The organism is Metabacillus indicus, assembly GCF_046603695.1.
GTDB lineage: Bacteria > Bacillota > Bacilli > Bacillales > Bacillaceae > Bacillus_P > Bacillus_P indicus.
In genome coordinates this window covers 2,688,875-2,703,749 of sequence record NZ_CP176757.1, presented here as the reverse complement: position 1 = coordinate 2,703,749, position 14,875 = coordinate 2,688,875, and the positions used below count along the sequence as shown (strand labels likewise).

General features: G+C 44.7%; 16 protein-coding genes and 1 riboswitch. Of the genes, 14 read left to right on the top strand and 2 right to left on the bottom strand.

Annotation, left to right across the window (positions count from 1 at the left end):
• Window positions 1-2 precede the first annotated feature (2 nt).
• Together ACK1LH_RS13870 and ACK1LH_RS13865 are read left to right on the top strand one after the other, a co-directional pair.
• On the top strand, window positions 3-986 hold the full coding sequence (locus ACK1LH_RS13870) for an aromatic acid exporter family protein (protein ID WP_411333423.1): 984 nt from the start codon (window positions 3-5) through the stop codon (window positions 984-986).
• A gap of 27 nt (window positions 987-1,013) precedes the next feature.
• A complete protein-coding gene (locus ACK1LH_RS13865) occupies window positions 1,014-1,523 on the top strand; it encodes a L,D-transpeptidase (protein WP_411335104.1) in 510 nt (169 codons plus the stop codon).
• A 25-nt stretch (window positions 1,524-1,548) separates the two neighbouring features.
• Here ACK1LH_RS13865 and prli42 read toward each other — a convergent pair whose 3' ends face one another.
• A complete protein-coding gene (gene prli42, locus ACK1LH_RS13860; protein WP_087946338.1) occupies window positions 1,549-1,641 on the bottom strand; it encodes a stressosome-associated protein Prli42 in 93 nt (30 codons plus the stop codon).
• A 182-nt stretch (window positions 1,642-1,823) separates the two neighbouring features.
• Between prli42 and mce the strand changes: the two genes are divergently transcribed.
• From mce to ACK1LH_RS13830, 6 genes are all read left to right on the top strand, one after another.
• Window positions 1,824-2,240: a methylmalonyl-CoA epimerase gene (gene mce / locus ACK1LH_RS13855; RefSeq protein ID WP_411333422.1), complete on the top strand. Its 417-nt coding sequence runs from the start codon at window positions 1,824-1,826 to the stop codon at window positions 2,238-2,240.
• A 2-nt stretch (window positions 2,241-2,242) separates the two neighbouring features.
• Window positions 2,243-3,790: an acyl-CoA carboxylase subunit beta gene (locus ACK1LH_RS13850; protein WP_035207304.1), complete on the top strand. Its 1,548-nt coding sequence runs from the start codon at window positions 2,243-2,245 to the stop codon at window positions 3,788-3,790.
• A gap of 18 nt (window positions 3,791-3,808) precedes the next feature.
• The gene (locus ACK1LH_RS13845; protein WP_411333420.1) at window positions 3,809-4,933 is read left to right on the top strand and encodes a M20/M25/M40 family metallo-hydrolase; all 1,125 of its coding nucleotides are present in this window, start codon (window positions 3,809-3,811) and stop codon (window positions 4,931-4,933) included.
• Between the two features lie 64 nt (window positions 4,934-4,997).
• Window positions 4,998-5,525: a peptide-methionine (S)-S-oxide reductase MsrA gene (gene msrA, locus ACK1LH_RS13840; RefSeq protein WP_029279851.1), complete on the top strand. Its 528-nt coding sequence runs from the start codon at window positions 4,998-5,000 to the stop codon at window positions 5,523-5,525.
• A 108-nt stretch (window positions 5,526-5,633) separates the two neighbouring features.
• Window positions 5,634-5,810: a hypothetical protein gene (locus ACK1LH_RS13835; protein WP_158001637.1), complete on the top strand. Its 177-nt coding sequence runs from the start codon at window positions 5,634-5,636 to the stop codon at window positions 5,808-5,810.
• 623 nt (window positions 5,811-6,433) lie between these two features.
• The gene (locus tag ACK1LH_RS13830) at window positions 6,434-6,664 is read left to right on the top strand and encodes a hypothetical protein (RefSeq protein WP_411333419.1); all 231 of its coding nucleotides are present in this window, start codon (window positions 6,434-6,436) and stop codon (window positions 6,662-6,664) included.
• Between the two features lie 37 nt (window positions 6,665-6,701).
• Here the strand turns inward: ACK1LH_RS13830 and ACK1LH_RS13825 are convergent, their stop codons facing one another.
• Window positions 6,702-7,964, bottom strand: a complete 1,263-nt coding sequence (locus ACK1LH_RS13825; RefSeq protein ID WP_411333417.1) for a cation:dicarboxylate symporter family transporter — start codon at window positions 7,962-7,964, stop codon at window positions 6,702-6,704.
• Between the two features lie 88 nt (window positions 7,965-8,052).
• Window positions 8,053-8,193: riboswitch (cyclic di-AMP (ydaO/yuaA leader) on the bottom strand.
• A gap of 189 nt (window positions 8,194-8,382) precedes the next feature.
• Here ACK1LH_RS13825 and ACK1LH_RS13820 point away from each other — a divergent pair.
• The 6 genes from ACK1LH_RS13820 (at window position 8,383) to ACK1LH_RS13795 (ending at window position 14,607) form a co-directional block, all read left to right on the top strand.
• Window positions 8,383-9,624, top strand: coding sequence for a DNA polymerase IV (locus tag ACK1LH_RS13820; protein WP_411333415.1), 1,242 nt, complete (start codon window positions 8,383-8,385; stop codon window positions 9,622-9,624).
• A gap of 104 nt (window positions 9,625-9,728) precedes the next feature.
• The gene (gene gndA, locus ACK1LH_RS13815; RefSeq protein WP_029279861.1) at window positions 9,729-11,141 is read left to right on the top strand and encodes an NADP-dependent phosphogluconate dehydrogenase; all 1,413 of its coding nucleotides are present in this window, start codon (window positions 9,729-9,731) and stop codon (window positions 11,139-11,141) included.
• A 98-nt stretch (window positions 11,142-11,239) separates the two neighbouring features.
• Window positions 11,240-11,422 (top strand): YqaE/Pmp3 family membrane protein, encoded by a 183-nt coding sequence (locus ACK1LH_RS13810; protein ID WP_029279862.1) that lies wholly within the window; start codon window positions 11,240-11,242, stop codon window positions 11,420-11,422.
• 167 nt (window positions 11,423-11,589) lie between these two features.
• On the top strand, window positions 11,590-12,018 hold the full coding sequence (locus ACK1LH_RS13805) for a VOC family protein (protein WP_029279864.1): 429 nt from the start codon (window positions 11,590-11,592) through the stop codon (window positions 12,016-12,018).
• A 142-nt stretch (window positions 12,019-12,160) separates the two neighbouring features.
• The gene (locus ACK1LH_RS13800; RefSeq protein WP_411333414.1) at window positions 12,161-13,528 is read left to right on the top strand and encodes an MFS transporter; all 1,368 of its coding nucleotides are present in this window, start codon (window positions 12,161-12,163) and stop codon (window positions 13,526-13,528) included.
• Between the two features lie 449 nt (window positions 13,529-13,977).
• The gene (locus ACK1LH_RS13795; RefSeq protein WP_035207026.1) at window positions 13,978-14,607 is read left to right on the top strand and encodes a DUF2185 domain-containing protein; all 630 of its coding nucleotides are present in this window, start codon (window positions 13,978-13,980) and stop codon (window positions 14,605-14,607) included.
• Window positions 14,608-14,875 lie beyond the last annotated feature (268 nt).

The following is a 14,875-nucleotide window of genomic DNA, read 5'->3' as shown; positions in this document are numbered from 1 at the left end:
GCATGTTTAAAATTGGTTACCGCACACTCAAAACAGCACTTGGTGCAGCCATTGCCATCAGTCTTGCCGAGCTTTTCGGACTGCAGAATTTTGCATCTGCCGGCATACTGACGATTCTATGCATCCAGGTGACGAAGAAAAAATCGCTTCAGACCTCATGGGCACGCTTTTTTGCCTGCCTAATCGCCATCTTATTTTCCTTTGTCTTTTTCGAAGGAATCGGCTATCATCCATTTGTCATCGGCCTTTTGCTCTTATTTTTCATTCCCGTTACCGTTCTTTTAAAAGCCAAAGAAGGGATTGTGACAAGCTCGGTCATCATCCTTCATCTCTACACTGCCGCCAATATTACGTTTGATCTGATCATAAATGAGATTGCGCTGATTGCTACCGGTATAGGGGTAGCGCTTATCATGAACCTTTACATGCCGAGTGTAGATAAAAAGCTGAAAGAATATCAGCTGGAAGTGGAAGACCGCCTCTCGAAAATCTTCATTGAAATTGAGGAATATCTGCTTTCGCATGACAGTTCGTGGGACGGAAGGGAAATCACAGAAACAGCCGCCATCATCAACGAAGCAAAAACGCTCGCGTTCAGAGATGTAGAGAACCATTTTATGAGACATGAAAATCTCTACTATCATTATTTTAAGATGAGGGAAAAACAGTTCGAAATCATTGAGAGGGTCCTCCCGATCATTGCCTCGATTAAAGTAACCGTCGATCAGGCGGAGATTGTGGCGGACTTTATCCGTGAAGTGAGGGAAGCGATCCATCCCGGCAACACCGCTCACAAATTTCTTGTAAAGCTTGCAGAGATGAGAGAGATGTTCGAAGAAATGCCGCTTCCCGAAACCCGTGAAGAATTCGAGGCACGGGCTGCGCTTTTGCATTTTGTCCGTGAGATGGAACAATATCTTGTGATAAAAAGTCAATTTAAAGGTATGTCACGCAAGAATGAAATGAAGCCTGCAGGAGCATCCTAATTCAAAAAAGGGTGATAGACTTTGAAAATGGTGTTCCTGCTCATAATGTTCCTGTCTCCGCTTTGGCCGCTCGGAGAAAATCCGTCTGTCGGCGATCCGTACCTCATCATCAATAAGCAGACGAACGAACTTGCTTATATTGATAACGGACAAATTATTAAAACCTTTGATGTGGCAACAGGAAAAAACGAGAATCTGACGCCTGAGGGAGAATTTACGATCACAGTCAAGGCGGCAGAGCCCTATTACCGGAAAAAAGACATCCCCGGCGGAGATCCGAAAAATCCGCTCGGCACAAGGTGGATCGGCTTTGACGCCGAAAACACAGATGGACGAATATACGGCATTCACGGCACAAACAACGAGGATTCCATCGGATCCTTCGTCACCCAGGGCTGCGTGCGCATGTACAACGAAGAAGTCGAAATCCTCTTTGAGCACATTCCGGTTGGAACCAAAGTGTTTATCACTAAAAACGGCAAGTCCTTTGAAGAAATTGCAGCTGAAAAAGGAGCAATTAAAAAAGGTGATTCCTGAAGGGAATCACCTTTTTTGGCGTCTATTAGAACCACATGCTCATCCCCGCCAACAGCGTTGTTGCCAGCATGACGAAGAGCATGAGATAGATAATGGCTTTTTGAAATCGTTTAGACATTTCGTTCACTCCATTTCAGAGGGTTTGTCCTTCTATTCTAACGCGGATAGGAGGTACGGACAAGGGAGGAGATATGAACAAAGATGGACATTTTTGCCCGAAAAAGAAGGAATTTCGTCGATTGGCAAAGAAGTATGTCATGTTCACGATGTTAAGCGTTTTCATCATGAGGAGGGGAAGAAATGGTCAAAAAGGTCGATCACATTGGGGTAGCCGTCCATTCAATTGAAGAGGTGCTTCCTTTTTATCAGGAAACACTCGGGTTAAAACTTGAAGGAATGGAAACGGTAGAAGAACAGGGAGTCAAAGTGGCTTTTCTGAAAGCAGGCGAAACGAAAATTGAGCTGCTTGAGCCGGTTTCAAAAGAAAGTGCTGTAGCCAGGTTCATTGAAAAGCGCGGAGAAGGCATACATCATTTGGCTTTGGCAGTAGATGATATAAAAATGAGGATTCACGAATTGAAAGAACACGGAATCAAAATGATAGATGAGACTCCAAGAAACGGTGCAGGCGGTGCCTCCATTGCTTTCCTGCATCCAAAGGCTGCAAATGGAGTGCTGGTTGAACTATGTGAAAAGAAAGGAGGAACTATCTCATGAACATTGATATCTTTGAGAAGATTAACGAGCTGTATGACCGGAGACGGGAAGTTGAGATGGGCGGCGGGGATGAGCGTATTGATAAACAGCACGAAAAGGGCAAGCTGACTGCACGGGAGAGAATAGACCTTCTGGTGGATGAAGGCACGTTTGTTGAAATGAATCCTTTCATTGAGCACCGCTGCAATGATTTCGGGCTGAGCGGGAAAAAAGGGCCGGGAGACGGAGTTGTGACCGGCTACGGAAAAGTGAACGGACGTCCGATTTATTTGTTCTCTCAGGACTTCACGGTTTTTGGCGGTGCCCTGGGCGAAATGCACGCCAAGAAGATTGCTGCAGTCATGGATCTTGCCGCAAAAAGCGGGACGCCGTTCGTCGGCTTGAATGACTCCGGAGGTGCGAGGATTCAGGAAGGTGTGGTATCATTAGATGGCTACGGGCAGATTTTTTACCGGAATACCATCTATTCAGGTGTCATTCCGCAGATATCTGTCATCCTCGGCCCATGTGCAGGAGGAGCCGTATATTCTCCGGCCATCACCGATTTTGTGTTCATGGTTGAAAAAACAAGCCAGATGTTCATAACAGGACCTAAGGTCATTGAGACCGTGACCGGAGAAAAAATCAGCTCAGAGGATCTGGGCGGGGCCAAAGTACATAATACGATCAGCGGGAATGCCCATTTTTCCGGACAGACGGAGGAAGAAGTGCTTTCCCAGGTGCGAAAACTACTTACATATTTGCCGCAGAACAACCAGGAAAAAACGCCGGTTCTGCCGCATGAAGAAGAGTCTGACTACAGGCCGAACCTGACGGACTGCATTCCGTTTGACGCCCTTAGGCCTTATGACGTCAGAGTGGTCATAGAGGAAGTCGCAGATGCAGGATCTTTTTACGAGGTTCAAAAAGACTTTGCCAAAAACATTGTTGTCGGGTTTGCGCGCATCAAAGGAGAAGTTGTGGGCCTTGTCTGCAATCAGCCGAAATATATGGCCGGCGGGCTTGATATCGATTCATCTGACAAAGCATCCAGATTCATTCGCTTCTGCGATTCATTCCAGATTCCGCTGATTACTTTTGAAGATGTGACCGGCTTTTTCCCGGGAATTAAACAGGAGCACGGGGGAATTATCCGCCACGGGGCAAAAATCTTATATGCCTACTCAGAGGCAACGGTGCCAAAGCTTACGGTCATTCTCCGCAAAGCATACGGCGGAGCGTATGTGGCGCTGAACAGCAAGTCGATCGGAGCGGATCTGGTTTTTGCATGGCCGAATGCCGAGATTGCTGTTATGGGTCCTCAGGGTGCTGCAAATATTATTTTTGCCAGAGAAATTGAAAACAGCGAGAACCCGGAAGAAACGCGGGCAGCCAAAATTGAGGAGTACCGCGAAAAATTCGCCAATCCTTACGTGGCAGCAAGCCAGGGGATGGTCGATGACGTAATTGACCCCCGCGATACAAGAATAAAGCTTATTCAGGCGCTTGAGATGCTGCGTACAAAGCAGGAACAGCGTCCTGCCAAAAAACATGGAAACATTCCGCTTTAAGCCTAGGAGGAAACAAAAATGATTAATCAAGAACGTTTAGTGAATGAATTTTTAGAGCTTGTTCAAATTGATTCCGAAACAAAATTCGAAACAGAAATCGCCAAAGTCCTGACTGAAAAGTTTGAAGCACTTGGCGTCCGCGTTGAAGAAGATGATACAACAAGTATTACTGGACACGGAGCAGGCAACCTGATCTGCACGCTGGATGCTGTAAAGGACGGCATTGATCCGATTTATTTTACATCCCATATGGACACAGTCGTTCCGGGAAAAGGAATTAAACCTTCTATTAAAGACGGATACATTGTAACAGACGGCACAACGATTCTTGGGGCAGATGACAAAACGGGATTATCAGCCATGCTTGAGGCAGTTCGTGTGCTGAAAGAAAACAACATCGCTCACGGGAAAATTGAATTTATCATCACAGTTGGAGAAGAGTCCGGCCTTGTAGGCGCAAAAGCGTTGGACGGTTCTAAAGTGACGGCTAAATTCGGTTATGCTCTCGACAGTGATGGAAAAGTAGGAACCATTATTGTGGCTGCTCCGACACAGGCAAAAGTGAGAGCTTCTATTTTCGGCAAAACGGCCCACGCAGGCGTTGCACCGGAAAAGGGCATTTCTGCGATTACGATTGCTTCAAAAGCCATTGCGAAAATGCCGCTTGGAAGAATCGACCATGAAACAACAGCAAACATCGGCCGATTTGAAGGAGGCACACAAACAAACATTGTGTGCGACCAAGTGAATATCCTGGCTGAAGCGAGATCACTCGTTCCTGAAAAAATGGAAGCCCAAACTGCTAAAATGAAAGAAGCGTTCGAAAGTGCGGCGGCTGAAATGGGAGGCCGTGCAGAAGTTGAAATCGAAGTGATGTATCCTGGCTTTAAGTTTGGCGAAGGAGATCACGTTGTAGAAGTGGCAAAGCGCGCGGCAGCAAACATCGGCCGTACAAGCGAGCTTCAGACAAGCGGCGGCGGAAGTGACGCCAACGTGATTGCCGGCTTTGATATTCCGACTGTCAACCTTGCTGTCGGATACGAAGACATCCACACGACAAATGAAAAGATGCCAATCGAAGAACTTGTCAAAACAGCTGAACTTGTGGTATCAATAATCAAAGAAGTAGCTAAAAGCGAATAAGTGAAAAGATGGCAGGCACATGGATTGTGTCTGCTGTTTTACATCATAGAAAGAGGTGCATATCATGGGAAGAAGAGAAAAGGCAACATTTGCAGGCGGCTGTTTTTGGTGCATGGTGAAGCCGTTCGACGAACAGCCGGGCATTATTGAAGTCGTTTCGGGCTATACGGGAGGAAACCTTGATAATCCGTCATATGAACAAATCAAAACAGGTGATACAGGACACAGGGAAGCGGTCGAAATTACCTTTGATCCGGATGTTTTTTCCTATGACACCCTGCTTGAGCTCTATTGGCCGCAGATTGATCCGACAGATGACGGCGGCCAGTTCTTTGACCGCGGCAGCCAGTACCGCACAGCCATTTTCTATCACACAGAAGAGCAAAAGCTGAAGGCTGAGAAAACAAAGCAGGAAATTGAAGCAAGCGGACGCTTTCAAAAACCTGTTGTGACTGAAATCCTTCCTGCCGCTCCATTTTATCCGGCAGAAGAATACCATCAGAAATTCTACGCGAAAAACCCTGAAAAGTACAAGCAGGAGCGCGAAGAGTCCGGAAGAGAAGAATTTATCCGGAACAACTGGAAGAAATAAAGCAAGCAAGCCCTCTGTTCATTTGGACGGAGGGCTTTTTCGATGTTCGGCTCTGTGTTTGTATTAAACCTGCAATGGGTATTTTCCATAATAAGGAGAGTGATTACAATGAATACATTTAATGAAAGTGCCATTGCATCATATGTGAAAACAAGAGCCGAAGAAAACTGCAAACTCCTCCAGGAGAACATGGAAGAGCTGGAAAGAGGAAAAATCCTCGGCAGAATGGAAGCTTACAATGAATTTCTGGAGCGGTTTGGATTTGATAAAGTAGAGTGCAAGTAATCAGGGTCAAGCGGAGCACATCATTCTTGTAAGGGATGATGTGTTTTTGAATTCGTGGAAGGAAGCTTGAGGCTAGCAGCATTAGAGAGTCATTTAAAGAGTGAATCGTACCCTCGGAAACTGAGAAACGATGTGAGAGGGTAAGCAAAGTGGTGAATCGTACCCTCGGAAACTGAGAAACGATGTGGGAGGGTAAGCAAATGTACGAATCGTACCCTCGGATACCGAAAAACGAACTGCGAGGGTAAGCAAAGTGGTGAATCGTACCCTCGGAAACTGAGAAACGATGTGGGAGGGTAAGCAAAGTGGTGAATCGTACCCTCGGAAACTGAGAAACGATGGGTGGAGGGTAAGCAAAGTGGTGAATCGTACCCTCGGAAACTGAGAAACGATGTGGGAGGGTAAGCAAAGTGGTGAATCGTACCCTCGGAAACCGAGAAACGATGTGGGAGGGTAAGCAAAGCAGTGAATCGTACCCCCGCAAACTGAGAAACGATGTGAGAGGGTAAGCAAAGTGGTGAATCGTACCCTCTGATACCGAAAATCGATGGGTGGAGGGTAAGCAAATACACAATCCATGTTCTCACGAGAGAGAACTTCAATAAAATCATGAGGAGCATAAGATGAAACATTTTTTTCAGGGGTTTTTGATTACAGAGATTGGATCATTTATTCTAATCTGTCTGGGGCTGGCACTCTTTGCAGAACTTTATCCTAACGAGGACCCGTCCGTAGGTGCCGGAGTCGGATTTGCAATAGCATTCGGATTTGTGTTTTCTGCACCGGTTGCTGCCATGATCGGGATTGTTGGAGGAGTGCTTACATATGTATTCAAGAAGTACAATAAGAATTAACAAAACCCCCGGGACATTTTCCGGGGGCTCAACTTATTTATGCACTTGCTTTCATGACTTCATTCGCTTTAATCCGGTTATACTGGCCTTCGGATTTCGACATCACGATGGCAGCAAGGGTATTGCCGACAAGGTTGACAACTGTGCGGGCCATATCCATGATGCGGTCCACCCCTGCAATGAAGGCAAGTCCTTCTGCCGGAATGCCGATTGTTCCGAGAGTGGCAAGCAGAACGACGAAGGATGTTCCAGGAACGGCAGCCATTCCTTTAGACGTAACCATCAAGACTAAAATCAGAGTCAATTGCTGAACGATTGTCAGTTCGATGCCGTAAACCTGTGCAAGGAACAAGGCAGCGATGGCCTGATAGAGGACTGATCCGTCAAGGTTAAAAGTGTATCCAATAGGAACGACGAAGGACACAATTCCTTTAGGGCATCCCATCTTTTCAAGCTTTTCCATGATTCGGGGCAGGACAGTTTCAGAACTTGATGTACTGAACGCAAGCAGCAGCTCGTCCTTAATGTAGCGAAGCAGGGAAAAGATATTGACGCCTGCCCATTTGGCAACTGCCCCTAGTACTACAATCAGGAAGAAAATCAGGGCAGCATATACTAATAGAACCAATTTTCCAAGTGAAAGCAGTGAGTCAATTCCGAATTTCGAAACGGTTACTCCAATCAGGGCGAACACGCCGAGAGGAGCCACTTTCATCACAAGGTTGACGACGTGGAACATCGCGTGTGAAACACCGTCAAAGAACTGAAGGACCGGCTTTCCCCGTTCTCCGATGGCTGCTACGCCAAGTCCGAAGAGGACGGAGAAAAAGATGATGGCAAGCATATCGCCTTCTACGACAGATTTAAAGAAGTTCGTCGGCACGATATGAAGGAACGTTTCGGCAACCGATTTTTCACTTTGTTCTTCAGATGTATCGACATACTGCTGGATATCTGTTTTTTGGGCAGATTCAAGGTCAACTCCTTGCCCCGGCTGAAAGACGTTTGCAAGCAATACGCCGAGGACAATCGCAACAGTTGTAATGATTTCAAAATAAAGAATGGTTTTTCCGCCGAGTCTTCCAACGTTTTTTCCATTCCCAGCACCTGCAACTCCAACGATCAGGCTAGAGATAACAATCGGAATGACAATCATTTTGATCAAACGCAAAAACAAATCTCCAAGCGGCTGCAAAACTGCGGCAACTCGGGGGTCATTAAACCAGACAACACCTACTAAAATACCTAAAGTCAAACCAATAAAAATTTGGGAAGCCAGTCCCAAACGAATTTTTTTCATAGAAGAACCTCCTCTGAGATGTAAGAATTCTGAAAATACAAAAAAAGACCAATCTAAAGTAAGAAAGGTCTTTAATACACAATTAAAGTCTTTCTCCCAATAAAGCAGACGAGGTTAACTGTCGGATTCGGGATTGAGAGTTCCCTTCCATTTACGGATTCACCCCAAGGTAAGAGCCTTACCAAATGCATGATTCCCCCGCTCTGAATAGATTAAGCTTGTTATGAAATTTAACGGACCGTAAAAACACACAAGATATAATTTACTTGTGATAAGGGGAATCTGTCAATTGTTTTATAAAAAGTAAGAAAGGATCAAATTTTTGCGCTTTTCTAATTCCGCCCCCATCATTAGCGGTTCATCTGCTGACTGTGATAAAATTGAGGCACTATAACAGTTTGGAAAGAAGTTGAACGGCATGAAACAGCAGAGCGGTCCAAGGGTCATTCTCCATGTGGATATGAACAGTTTTTACGCATCTGTTGAGATGGCGTTTGAGCCTGAACTGAGGGGAAAGCCGCTCGCCATAGCCGGAAATGTGGAAGAGCGGAAGGGTATTGTTGTGACGTGCAGCTATGAGGCAAGGGCCAGAGGCGTGAAAACAACCATGCCGTTGTGGCAGGCGAAGCGCCATTGCCCTGAACTGATTGTCAGGAAACCGAATTTTGACCGGTACCGGAAGGCATCCAGAGCGATGTTTGACCTTTTAAGAGAATTTACGGATCTGGTTGAGCCTGTCTCTATAGATGAAGGGTATTTGGATTTGACGGAATATTTGAAGGAAGGCAATCCGCTTCAAGTGGCAAAAACGATTCAGCAGCGATTGCTCGAAGAACTGCTTTTGCCTTCAAGTATCGGCATTGCACCGAATAAATTCCTGGCCAAGATGGCTTCCAATATGAAAAAGCCCCTCGGCATCACCGTCCTCAGAAAGAGGGAGCTTCACGAGACACTGTGGCCGCTTCCAGCAGGCGAGATGCACGGAGTGGGGGAAAAAACGGCAGAAAAACTTCTCACCATCGGCGTCAAAACAATCAAAGATTTGGCTGAAGCCGATCCGATTTCATTGAAACAGCTCCTGGGCATAAACGGTGAACGGCTGAAAAAACGGGCAAACGGCATAGACAGCAGAGAAGTTAACCCGGACAGCATCAATGATTTTAAGAGCATAGGGAATTCAACCACTCTCTCCAAAGATTCAAGCGATGTGCGCGTCCTGTATGATACCCTGAACCGCCTTTCCCAGTCAGTCAGCATGCGGATGAAGCGGAAAGAGGTGCTCGGAACAAAAATCTTTATTACGATCCGCTACTCAGACCGGAGCACATTTACCCGCAGTCGGACAGTCAATAACCCGCTTGGTGAAAAAGAAGAGCTGTACACTCACGCCAAAGAGATTTTTGACAGGCACTGGACAGGAGAGCCGGTACGGTTGCTCGGGGTGACGTGCCAGGACCTTGTCCCAAAAGGAGATGCCTATAAACAGCTGGATCTGTTTTCTTTTCAGGAGGATGCAAAAAAAGAGCCGCTTTATAAGACGATTGAAGACATCCAGAAAAAATTTGGCGAAAGTGTCATAAAACGCGGGATGAAAGCGGTCCGCCTGGAAGATGATAAAACAAGCGGGACAAGTTTCAATAAAGATTTTTTAAGGGAATGAGACAAGGCGCTTTTCTTGATAAAAGCAAGGGCACTGTGTTATTTTACAGAAGGAATGCATATTCATGCGAACAACGATATTTGGGACAGAAAGGGAGTATAAACATGTCTAAACAGCAAATTGGCGTTATCGGTTTGGCCGTCATGGGCAAAAACCTCGCTCTTAATATAGAAAGCCGCGGCTATTCGGTGGCCGTTTATAACCGCTCTTCAGATAAAACAGAAGAAATGCTGAAAGAACACAGCGGCAAGAACCTTACAGGTACATACAGCATTGAAGAGTTTGTTCAGTCTCTTGAAACACCGCGCAAAATTCTTCTTATGGTAAAAGCCGGTTTTGCAACAGATGCAACGATTGAGCAGCTTCTTCCTCATCTTGATAAAGGCGATATTCTGATCGACGGAGGAAATACACTTTACACAGATACACAGCGCAGAAACAAAGAGCTTGCTGAAAGCGGCATTCACTTTATCGGCACCGGCGTTTCAGGCGGAGAAGAAGGAGCCCTTAAAGGACCTTCCATCATGCCTGGAGGACAAAAGGAAGCATTTGAACTTGTAAAGCCGATTTTCGAAGCGATTTCTGCAAAAGTGGACGGAGATCCATGTACAACTTACATCGGTCCGGACGGTGCCGGCCACTATGTGAAAATGGTGCACAACGGCATTGAGTACGGCGATATGCAGCTGATTTCAGAAGCTTATTTCATCCTTAAAAATGTTCTTGGTTTATCTGCACAGGAACTCCACGAAGTATTTGCCGAGTGGAATAAAGGCGAGCTTGACAGCTATCTGATTGAAATCACGGCTGACATTTTCACAAAAACAGATGATGAAACAGGCAAGCCGCTTGTCGATATGATTCTGGATACAGCAGGACAAAAAGGAACTGGAAAATGGACAAGCAAAAGTGCCCTTGATTTAGGTGTTCCGCTTCCGATTATTACGGAATCCGTATTTGCCCGCTTCATCTCTGCCATGAAAGATGAGCGTGTAAAAGCGAGCGGCATTCTCTCAGGTCCTTCTGTGACACCATATGAAGGAGACAAAAAAGAACTGATTGAAGTTGTCCGCAAAGCGCTTTACATGAGCAAGATCTGTTCTTATGCCCAAGGTTTTGCCCAAATGAGAGCAGCTTCTGAGGAATACAACTGGGATCTTCAGTATGGCGACATCGCGATGATTTTCAGAGGAGGATGCATCATCCGTGCAGCATTCCTTCAAAAAATCAAAGATGCGTATGACCGTGACGGCGAGCTTGCAAATCTTCTGCTTGATCCTTACTTCAAGGAGATTGCAGAAAGCTACCAGGGAGCTCTTCGCAAAGTGCTGACAGTTGCTATTGAGCAGGGTGTTCCGGTACCAAGCTTCTCAGCTGCCCTTTCTTATTATGACAGCTACCGCACGGCTACATTGCCAGCAAACCTGATTCAAGCGCAGCGCGACTATTTCGGAGCGCACACTTATCAGCGTACAGATAAAGAAGGCATTTTCCATACAGAATGGATGTCTAAGTAAAAACAGAACACGGGGCCTTGTGCTCCGTGTTTTTTGCTGTTTCTAAACCGCTGAATCGGGGTAAAATGTTACGGATAAGAAAAGAACGGGGTGATGTGATGCTTTATTTATTGGCGATTTTACTGCCGCCTGTTGCCGTACTGTTTGTCGGCAGACCGTTTCAGGCGCTGCTTAACCTGATTTTGACGCTCATTTTTTATCTTCCGGGAGCCATACACGCCGTGCTTGTGGTGAAGGATGCAAAAGATGAGAAGCGTATGAAGAAGTACGGAGTGAGGTAACTTAAAAAAGATGCTGACTCTGAAGGAAATTAGCCCGCCTCTAGAGAAATAGAGGGACGGGCTTTATTTATTGCATCTTTTAAAAAGGGTGTAGCAAAAGGCAGCTGTACATGGTATGATAATACAGAACAAATGTTCTTATTAAATTTATGACGATGAGGTGTAACATGATCACATCAGTAAATCCTTACATTGTGACAAATGGAAATGGTCAAGAGGCAGTGAAGTTTTATGTGGATGCATTAAATGCTGAACTTGTTTCGATTCAAACATTCGGGGAAATGCCGGAGGATCCGAATCATCCTATTCCCGCTGATGCAAAGGACCGTGTGATGAATGCACAGTTCAAAGCGGGCGATACCCTCATGATGCTGTCAGATACGTTTCCCGGAATGCCTTATACTCTCGGTTCGCAGCTTTCCATTGCGATTCATATTGATTCAGCAGACGCAGCGAAAGATGTATTTGAAAAACTTTCAGCAGGCGGAAATGTCACAATGCCTCTTCAGGAAACATTCTGGAGTCCTGCATACGGTCAGGTTAAAGACAAATATGGTGTTGAATGGCAAGTATCTGCTGTTAAAGAAAACGAATAATATGACTAAAAGAGAGCCCTTCTTGGTTAAGAAGGGTTTTCATCTTTTTACAGAACCGATTGAAGCAAATCGGTTGACTATACAGGCTGTAAGAGTATATATTTCTTTAGGTATACGAAATAAAAGCTGAGGGCGGGATAGAATGTCAACGATAATAGAAGAAAGACCGCCAGCAGTTCCTGGCTTAAAGTACGAAAACAGAATTGTATGGCTGTGGAGTTTAACCGTATGGCTCGTTGTGATGAACACGACGATGTTTAATGTCGCTTTGCCGAGCGTGCTTCGCGATTTGAGCCTTTCATCCGGCACTGCATCCTGGATTGTGTCAGGATACTCAATCGCTTTTGCCATCTCGACTCTCACTTACAGCCGTTTATCAGATTTTATTCCGATCTCAAGGCTGCTTGCAGTCGGGCTTGCCATGCTTGGTGCAGCATCCATTATCGGTTTTATTTCTCATAACTTTTATCTGCTTTTATTCGCGAGAGTTCTTCAGGCAGCGGGAGCAGGGGCTGTGCCTGGTCTTGCCATGGTTTTGGCGGGTAAATATATTCCCATTTCCAGAAGAGGAAAGGCAATGTCGCTGATTTCGTCTGCCGCATCGCTCGGTTTTGGACTTGGACCCGTTATTGGAGGAGCCATTACAACCTATCTCGGATGGAATTACTTATTTGTCATCACCGCATTTGTTGTCCTGCTTCTTCCCCTGTTTAAAAAACTGCTTCCTAAAGAGGAAGTCCATAAGGTACACTTCGATTCAACCGGAGGATTGCTGACAGGACTCGGAGTTACGGGGCTGCTGCTCTTTTTATCCACCATGTCAGTGCCTCTTCTCATTGGCTCGCTGGCCATCCTGTATCTCTTATGGAGGCATATACACAAAGTCAGCCTGCCGTTTGTGCAGCCTTCGCTGTTTAAAAACAGACAGTATGTGAAGCTTGCTTTATCAGCATTTTCAGGATTTATTCTTCATTTTTCAGCGCTCTTTATGATGCCGATCATCCTGACAGAGCTGTTTGAAAAAGATCCGGCTGCCATTGGTCTGATTATCTTTCCTGGTGCTATCCTTTCAGCGGTTGCCGCACAGTTCATTGGGCGGCTGATCGACAAATTCGGAAATATACCGTTAATTTCCTTTGGCCATGTGATGCTCATGATTTCACTGCTGATTCTGGCTTTGTTTTCAGGAGAAAATCCATATGCGATTTTGGTTGCCTACATGTTTATGAGCACAGGTTTTTCAAGCCTGACCTCAAGCATTGCAAACGAAGCATCCCGCATCCTGCCGGAGGATGAAATCGGTTCAGGCATGGGCCTAATGCAGCTGATTCAATTTTTCGGCGGAGCATTTGGTGTCGCACTGTCAGGTCTCTTGATTGAATGGCAGCATGGTGTTTCTGGCGCAGCTGTTTACACTAACATCTTCTGGGGAATGACGTTGCTTATTGGAGCTTCCGGCATGATTTTCTTATCGTATGTTCGAAGAAATGCAAGATTGCTTCAAAGCTGAATAGGTAAAGAGACTGGGACGGAAATAAATTAGGGTGAATTTGAGTTTAAACTACTCAAATTCACCCTTTTTTCATTCATGCTCTTTCTTTCGTGCGGTATAATCAGCGGCTGGTTGTCAAATGGCATAAGAAACAAGTGTCTTCTACAGGATAACCTCTGCACAAATGTTTTATCGTTCCGCCGTTTTATCAACATAAATAAGTTCTCTTACCCCTATACCATGTAATTTCCGAGAGATTTTTTACCTAATTAACATGGATCTGCTTTATGGCAGAGAGACGTCAATTTTTTGCAATACACAAGACTCTTTGTAATCTGCTAAAATTGAGAAGAACTTGCTATAGATAAATATGCTTTACAAAAAATTGTACCTTCAGCTCAACGTCTATGAATTACAAATAAGGTTATAGTAAAGAATTCATTTTTTTGGTCAAGGGGAGAAATAGAATGAACTGGTACTTAGATAATGTCTATGACTTAAACAAAGAATCACCTTATACATTTTATGTCCCAAGTTCAGAAGTGCTGGACAAACTAGTTGTTGATGACTATGTAAAGTTAATCTTTGTAACTGAAAAGGCTGAGGATGATGGATATAGAGGAGAGAGAATGTGGGTTCAAATCACCAGCATAAACGGAAAAAAATTTAAAGGCAAACTGGATAATGAACCTCATCGTTTGCCTTTGGAAATAGGTGATGTGGTATCATTCGGCGTTGAAAATATCTGCGATACAGAATACCAAGACCCAAATTCATCTAAATGGGATTTTTATTTTGACAGCTTAGTTACAGTCAGCGAAGATGTACTTGAAAGAGAAGAATTCAACTTTTTGCTGAGAGATCATCCAAACGGTGAAGAAGATTTTGGATGGTCTATATTCAGCGGCTACGAAGATGATGACTATTTAAGTGATTCCGAAAACTTTCAAATTGTATCTATTGGAGTAATCTTGAATTTTGATGATTCCATATTAGAATTTATCCATGAGCCACCTTTATGTGCATATGAAAGAAATGATAATGGAGTATTTTATAAGATTGATGATTACGATTGGGAAAGTTATTTAAACGGTTAGTTGAAAAGAAGTGACTTCCTCTTATATATGTAAAACTGTCATGCATCCTTAATTTTGTTGTAACAGTAGTAGAGCCACCACTTTTACCATAGGTGAATCCTCATTTGTGGCGTCATTCGCAGAAGTGCTTCCACTTTTATCTAAGGCGGCCCTTATTCGCAATGCTATTTACAATAGGGTCGCTGGAGATTTCAAAATTATCTGCATTTAAAGTGGTCAATATGTGATAATATAAAGTGAAAAATCACAATGATCGCGTGGAGATACA